Origin of the sequence: Veillonella fallax (assembly GCF_020687175.1) — a bacterium.
Lineage (GTDB): Bacteria > Bacillota > Negativicutes > Veillonellales > Veillonellaceae > Veillonella > Veillonella fallax.
The window spans coordinates 1-5,461 of record NZ_JAJEQD010000036.1; the positions used below are offsets into that span (position 1 = coordinate 1).

Here is a 5,461-nt window from a genome sequence, read left to right on the forward strand (position 1 = left end):
GAGTGATTTACATAATTATGATCGCCTATTTACCAATCTTTGGGACTGAAATAGCAACACTTTTTGTCCTATAAGCCTAAAAACTACATAAGTCTATACAAAAAGCGGGTAGATATCTACCCGCTTAATTTGTTAGTGTCATTATAGTATTAAAATGATTTTTTCCCTAGTGTAGGATGGCTACAACGCTTTAACGTAAGGGTGTCAATCATGTGGACTGCTTCGTCCAATGTAATGTCCTCACGCTTTGTAGGTGTTTCCAGAACTGCTAACGGATGGTCGGTGCCTACCTCACCAGAGGGCAAGTAAATATATTCTTGGTTAATAGTATCACCAAAAATATAGCCCGCTTGTAAATGTTCTTTATGAATGCGACTCATGGTCTCTCCTTACATAATTTCTTTTAGTCTAAAGTCTAGATAGTCTGCAGATACTAGCTCTAGTTTTGTGGAGCCAAACTCCTTTGGAATACGTTTAAAGGATATTTGATCGTGTAAATGGCCAAAGATACACATATCTACATTGTATGTCTCCATGAGATCTGTAAAACCGGAAGGCATATTGGATTCATTGAATGGAGGATAGTGTAACAATAGGATTTTTGTTACTGGTATCTTGTCTATATCTATAGTTGGTGGATTGTTTTTATCAGAGTCCGTAGTATCCAAGTTTGTTTCTGATTCGAATGATTCTATTAGTGTTTCTATAGCTTTATCCATTTCTTGCAGTGCTGCTTCGGTGCGCATTAGTTCTCTGTCATAAATGGATTGGTCTGTTTCTGGTGTGAAATGTGAGTCCCCAGGGCAAAGATAGGCGCGTGTACCACCAAATGCAATGATGCACGGGCCGTTTTCTGTTTGAATAAGCTGTGCTGTACCGTGACCTTGCAAGAAGGTGATAGCATCGCCCATGAGGTTGCGCATCTTGTTAGCAGAGGCCCACCAGTAATCGTGGTTGCCGCGGATCATATATTTCTTGCCCGGCATGGATGCAATTTCTTGTAAGTCACAAGCTGCCTCGTCAAGGCGAAGGGCCCAACTTATGTCACCTACGAGAAAGACTATATCTTCGTCTGTTACACGGGCCATCCAATCTTCTTTGATGCGGCTCCAGTGATTATCCCAATGGGGACCAAAAATATCCATCGGCTTCGTTGGAGGATTGCCAGATAGATGGAGATCGCCGATGGCAAATACTTTCATAAACATCCTTTCAAATATATCAAAATTATTTAGATACAATATGTATAAGTAAAACTATTTTGACGCGTGGAAGTACGGCGCAATGTCTTGGATGATTTTTGCAGCGCGCTCTTCGTCGCAAGTTTGAGGAATTTTGTAGCCCACATAGAGTGGTGTTGTTACATAACGGGCCACAACCTTGATATAGTCGTAGCCGTCCTCAAGATTATATACAAAATAGTTATAGGACTGGCTATAATTGGCGATGCTGCGCAATACATAACGCAATACTTGTTGTAATCTTAGCGCTACGGAGCGCACAGGTGCATCTGGTTTAAAGCGTATATTGTACTCAAAGAAGCCAATGATAGGCTGCGTGGACAAGGTGATGCGCACATCTTGATCCTCGTGCAAGAGCCAGCCGTCCATATTTTTAGCTGTAATATCTTCGTGGTAATCGTAATCTTCTAGGCCTATGATTTGGCTGTGAGGATGACGAATGGAACCACCCGACATATAGCCATGGTTTTTAAAGAATAATACGGATTTGAACTCTTTACGTTGTCGTGTTTCGCGCCATTTATCAAGGCCGAATTGGAGAATACGAGCTGCTTCGTCAGCAGGCAAGGTGGAAAATTCACCTTCATCCGTTTCTGTTTCGATAATAACCGTGGGCCATGTTTTATCTAGTACAGGATATTTGTTCATGAGCCAAATAATATGACCCGATGTATCTAGGATATCCGTTAATTTTGAACGATCACAGAAGGGGCAGCGCACTTCTTCGTTCCGAATATTAACAGGCTTAGTGCGCCCAAGTGCGATGTTAAATCGTAGTGGTTTATTCATCATGTGCCTCCTTCCGCGTAAGAAAATCTATACTCTTAATCATACCATAATTAGCCCATTCGTACATGAAATAATGGTATAATAATAGGGTATTATATAAATGATTAAGGAGGCTCTATGAAACCGACGACGCTTGTATTTCCTATTGATGAACAAAATCGTATATTGCTAGGTCGTAAAAAACGCGGTTTCGGGGCTGATAAATATAATGGATTTGGTGGTAAACTCGAGGCTGGTGAAAGCTTCCGAGACTGTGCCATCCGTGAGTTGTTTGAGGAATCTGGCCTTCATGGTCGCCCAGAAGATTTAGAATGTGTAGCGGCTTTTGATTTTCAATTTCCTTTTGATGAAAGCTTAACACATGTGGGCTACGTGTACTTTTTGCGTACTTTCACAGGCCATGTAGAGGAAACCGACGAAATGGAGCCTCATTGGCTGACAGTAGATGAAATTCCATACGAGCACATGTGGGATGGTGACCGCCAATGGTTGCCGATGCTACTAGAAGGTAAGAAATTAAAAGGGCCTATCGTATTTGGCCGAGACAATAGCTCTGTAGATAAAATGGATTTAACCACCGTCGATACCGTTCTTGAAAGCGAACACTTGGCGCGCATTGATCTATATATTAATGGTTAAGAGGTAATATGACTGATAAGAAGAGCCCCAAGTGGGTACCACAGCTATTAGCGTGGTATGATGTGAATAAGCGGGATTTACCGTGGCGCGATTGTGGAGACCCTTATAAGGTTTGGGTTTCTGAGGTGATGAGCCAACAAACACGCATTGAGGCGATGAAGCCCTATTATGATAATTGGATGCGTCTATTCCCAACCTTAGAAGATTTGGCGAAAGCGTCTGAAGATGAGGTCGTTCATGCTTGGCAAGGGCTTGGCTATTATAGCCGGGCTCGTAACTTGCGCCTTGGCGTAAAGGACGTCGTGGAAAACTACGGTGGTATCGTGCCTCATGACCGCAAGACCATGGAGTCCTTGAAGGGCGTAGGTTCTTATACGGCAGGGGCTGTGTTATCCATGGCGTACAACGAACCAGAGGTGGCTGTAGATGGAAACGTACTGCGCATTTATGCTCGTTTGTATCGCATCTTTGACGATATTTTGAGCACGAAAGGCAAGAAGGCCATAACCGCTATCGTAGAGGAAACATTGCCTCACGACCGACCTGGCGACTTTAACCAAGCCTTGATGGATTTTGGGTCTGCTGTGTGCATTCCAAAAACTCCACGCTGTGGAGAATGTCCTATTGTAAATATGTGCGAAGCATACCAACATAAAGATACTGACAAACTACCTGTACGCATAAAGAAAACAAAGGTAGTAGAGGTACCTCTGTTTGTGGGCATTTTGCAATACAAAGACTATTATCTATTGCACAAACGTCCTAACCGTGGACTGTTACGGTCCATGTGGGAATTCCCATCTGTGGAAATGGTATCTGCCTTTGAGGTCGGAGAACAAGGCCTTGAATCATTAGTTAAGGCCCTAGGTTTTGAACTATCCTTGCAACCAGTATTAGTAAAAGAGATAACACATATTTTCTCTCATCGAAAATGGTTTATGAAAGCATTCCGCGGCGATTTAACGTACGTAGGAGATGCTAATAATATAACGATTACAGATATCCAAAAACAATTGCCGAAGGATTGGATGCTCATCAAGCGCGATGAGTTCGCCGATTATGCTTGGGCAGGTCCTCATGGTAAATTGACGGAGATTGCAAAATAATTTGTAGGAGCAATGAATGAGAATTCTATTTAATATCATTTTTTCTGCTATCCTCGTAATAGGATTGGTAGGATTTTGGGCTTTATTCCTCAACTTGTGGAAGCCTAAAAAGAAATGGCCTGCCTGGGTAGGCTATATCATCATTATTGGTGCGTGGTTCGCTGCCATTCGATACTATATACTCAATCAAGTAGATCTATATGGAACGATGTATTATCCGTTGATGAATATGTTCCGTACTGAAAGCTACGGTTTTCTCTTTGGCTTGTTCTTGGCTATTCCTGTATTCATCGTTCTCAGCTTGTTATACTGGGCGGTTAATAAGATTTGGAGCAAAACGCCAGAGGAAAATAGAACAGGGCGCCGTGCTTTCTTTAGAACGGCAGCAACAGTGGTGCCGTTAGCAACAATCGGTGGTTCTAGTTATGCAGCCTATGTAGGTCAACATGAGATTGAGGTCACTCATGAAAGCTTTGGGTATACGAACTTACCACCTGGCTTAAAGGACTATAAAATCGTTCAACTCAGTGATATCCACGTTGGTCCAAGCATCGATTTAGATGATCTTGATGAAATTTTAAAGCTAGCCCTTGTAGAAAAGCCTAATCGCGTTGTTATCACTGGTGACTTAATCGATAAAATCGCTTGGTTACCACAAGTCTGTGAAAGATTAACAACCTTTGCAAAACAAATTCCGGACGGTGTTGATTTCATCTTGGGCAATCATGAGTACCATCACGACGTAAATAAGGTATTAGACGAATTGAAACACAATACACCGATGAATATTCTTGTGAATAGCAATATTCAAATTATGGGTGGTAAGCAACCTGTATACATTGCAGGTGTTGCATACGATAATGATCGAGAGAAAGAAAAACGTGAAGCTATGATCGATAAGGCTTTATCTGGTATTCCGGACTATGCCTTTGTTATCCTATTGGCACATCACCCTGAATTCTTTGAAGAAGCCATTGAACGTAAAATTCCGTTGACCCTCTCTGGTCACACTCACGGTGGTCAAATTGTCCTTATGGGCATGCCGTTGGTACCAACAGGTACACCATATACAAAAGGTCGCTACGTAGAAGAACAAAGCGTGTGCTACGTCAATAACGGCTCAGGTCACTGGTTCCCAATCCGTATCAACTGCCCACGAGAAATTACAGTCATTACATTCTTTGACGGAGTAGCTTAGAAATAAAGGTGAGCTCCTTAGAATAAAAGTGAGCTCATTATAGGGATACAATCATGTATAATACATCCTTTATCCATAAAATTCTTATATGCATTATTGTGCTCATGCTATTTGATATCTCTCTCATTCACACCACGACAGCGGATTTATATAAAGGATATCTCAAAATAGCAATACTCGTGGCAATTGGATGCCATTTAGATATATACCTGGAATTCAGTAAGCAAGAAATACTGATAATACAAGCATTTGAGAATAATACATTTAACGAGACCTATGAACTGCTAAGTACGAAACAGATGGTTTTTATCATATCTTTGATCCTGTTAATGACTATAAAACTTGTGAGATATTAGAAAATCATAGGTTACAAACAAAAAGAGGTATTGTATATGAAAATACAATACTTCTTTTTATTGTACGCCGAATAGGCATGACTAAACCCCCAGTTAAACTGGGGGTTGGTAAAAATTCTTAGAGAAAAGGAA

6 protein-coding genes are annotated in these 5,461 nt (G+C 41.3%); 3 read left to right on the forward strand and 3 right to left on the reverse strand.

The genetic code is table 11. The features are described from left to right. Window positions 1-149: 149 nt before the first annotated feature. From LKD20_RS09425 to LKD20_RS09435, 3 genes are read right to left on the reverse strand one after another with little or no spacing between them, the layout of a single operon-like run. Window positions 150-380 (reverse strand): hypothetical protein, encoded by a 231-nt coding sequence (locus LKD20_RS09425; protein WP_005385164.1) that lies wholly within the window; start codon window positions 378-380, stop codon window positions 150-152. 9 nt (window positions 381-389) lie between these two features. Further along, complete coding sequence (locus LKD20_RS09430; protein WP_227721598.1) at window positions 390-1,202, reverse strand: metallophosphoesterase; 813 nt, start codon at window positions 1,200-1,202, stop codon at window positions 390-392. Window positions 1,203-1,256: 54 nt separating this feature from the next. After that, window positions 1,257-2,030: a DUF4931 domain-containing protein gene (locus LKD20_RS09435; protein WP_227721599.1), complete on the reverse strand. Its 774-nt coding sequence runs from the start codon at window positions 2,028-2,030 to the stop codon at window positions 1,257-1,259. Window positions 2,031-2,147: 117 nt separating this feature from the next. On the opposite strand from LKD20_RS09435, the gene LKD20_RS09440 reads away from it, so the two are divergent. The 3 genes from LKD20_RS09440 to LKD20_RS09450 are packed head-to-tail and all read left to right on the forward strand — an operon-like array spanning window position 2,148 to window position 4,973. Further along, the gene (locus LKD20_RS09440; protein ID WP_227721600.1) at window positions 2,148-2,669 is read left to right on the forward strand and encodes an 8-oxo-dGTP diphosphatase; all 522 of its coding nucleotides are present in this window, start codon (window positions 2,148-2,150) and stop codon (window positions 2,667-2,669) included. 8 nt (window positions 2,670-2,677) lie between these two features. Further along, the gene (gene mutY, locus LKD20_RS09445) at window positions 2,678-3,775 is read left to right on the forward strand and encodes an A/G-specific adenine glycosylase (protein ID WP_227721601.1); all 1,098 of its coding nucleotides are present in this window, start codon (window positions 2,678-2,680) and stop codon (window positions 3,773-3,775) included. A gap of 16 nt (window positions 3,776-3,791) precedes the next feature. Beyond that, entirely contained in the window at window positions 3,792-4,973 is a 1,182-nt protein-coding gene (locus LKD20_RS09450) for a metallophosphoesterase (protein WP_227721602.1), read from the forward strand. Window positions 4,974-5,461: the final 488 nt, after the last annotated feature.